The following is a 1,398-nucleotide window of genomic DNA, read 5'->3' on the forward strand; positions in this document are numbered from 1 at the left end:
GCTGACATCAATTCGCCATATGACTACAGAAACTGGCCCACCGCAATGGTTGAGGTACCTGCCGCCGCAGGTACCGCCTTAATTACTTCTTGACTCGCAGGGGAAGTCCTTGCAAACAGAATCGGCCGTCTGCTGCCGATGGCTATTTCTACCGAATGGCCGGTTAGCACTACATAATGGACTCTTTTATAGTCCTTTGTCAAACCAGGTTAAATGGCATTTACGGGATCTCGCTGCGCCATGCATGAGATCGCTTAGTGCAAGATTCCGAGTACATTATTTAATTTAGCGATTGGTAGTCAGAAAAACGAGCCGTATCTTTAGATCTGCTTTTGTGCTTTGTTTTTTGCTACCGCGGCACTTTCCAGTTGTTTTTGCACTGGCTTGATCGTGTTGCGGAAAATCTGCACTGTGATACGCGTTCTGGCAGCATCGGCAATGCCGTAACGGTTTAAGGGATTGATATTACCCTTTGGGGATTTCAGTTGCGTTGTCATGATTTGCGTCCGCTGTACCAAGCTTGCAGTCTACTCGTTTTCCTTGAATTCATGCCATTTCTAGATGATGTCGGCTTGATCCCAAGCAGATTCTATGACTTCACGGTCACACCCGGTTGAGCGGAAACGCTCGGCTATCGCCAAGTCGGCGGCGGATGCAACCGCCTGTGCATCACCGCGATAAGTGCAGTAGGAAATCGCAGCATTACTACCTGGCTTGATAACGCCGAACGCTTTCTCTTGCACGACCTGCATACCAAATGATCTTGCAAGGATTGCCGATCTTTCATTTGACGCCCGTGACTGAACGTTGACGAATCCGATTGCAGGTACTTGATCAGTAAGAGTCCGAACTGCCAGGGCAGCAAGAAGTTTTGCCAATCCCCGACCTTCGACATGATCGAGCAATCCATATGCAAGATTGCAACCGCTATTGCCGTGATCGTCATTGGTGTGCGTGGCCCCAGCTGCAGCAACCAGCTCACTGCGCAATACTGCAGTAAAGCAGGATGGGGCTGTCGGCGTGGGATGCCAGCCAGCCTTGTTCATGGCATTGTGACCTGGACCGATGACGTCGGCAAAGCGTTTAGTGTTCGTCCACACCAGCTCCTGTGTGCGCCTGGAAAACAGCCGACGGCCCTCAAGGAAAATTGAAAATTCATCAAAATGGCCGATCAGCACAAGTGCTGAATCGGAATCGTTCCAGCGAATACGCATGCAACTAAAAGACGAAAATGATCCAACTTACTCGGGATGACGAATGCATGTCCAGAAGGCCCTGTCAACTTAGCGTCGTGGACGTAAAGAGACCGCTGGTCGAGTGGCACTCATTGTGCAGTAGACGGATTTGGGGTGGCTCCAGTGATCTGATGCCAAGCCGCGAAGCGTCTGGTCAGCTCAC

The 1,398-nt window shown here is 50.6% G+C and carries 2 protein-coding genes; both read right to left on the reverse strand.

Annotated elements, in window-relative coordinates; genetic code table 11:
- Positions 1-320: 320 nt before the first annotated feature.
- On the reverse strand, positions 321-497 hold the full coding sequence (locus tag ACFQUU_RS29255) for a hypothetical protein (protein WP_382252147.1): 177 nt from the start codon (positions 495-497) through the stop codon (positions 321-323).
- A gap of 60 nt (positions 498-557) precedes the next feature.
- The gene (locus ACFQUU_RS29260) at positions 558-1,178 is read right to left on the reverse strand and encodes a hypothetical protein (RefSeq protein ID WP_382252149.1); all 621 of its coding nucleotides are present in this window, start codon (positions 1,176-1,178) and stop codon (positions 558-560) included.
- Positions 1,179-1,398 lie beyond the last annotated feature (220 nt).

This window comes from Herbaspirillum sp. GCM10030257 (assembly GCF_042666555.1).
GTDB lineage: Bacteria > Pseudomonadota > Gammaproteobacteria > Burkholderiales > Burkholderiaceae_D > Noviherbaspirillum.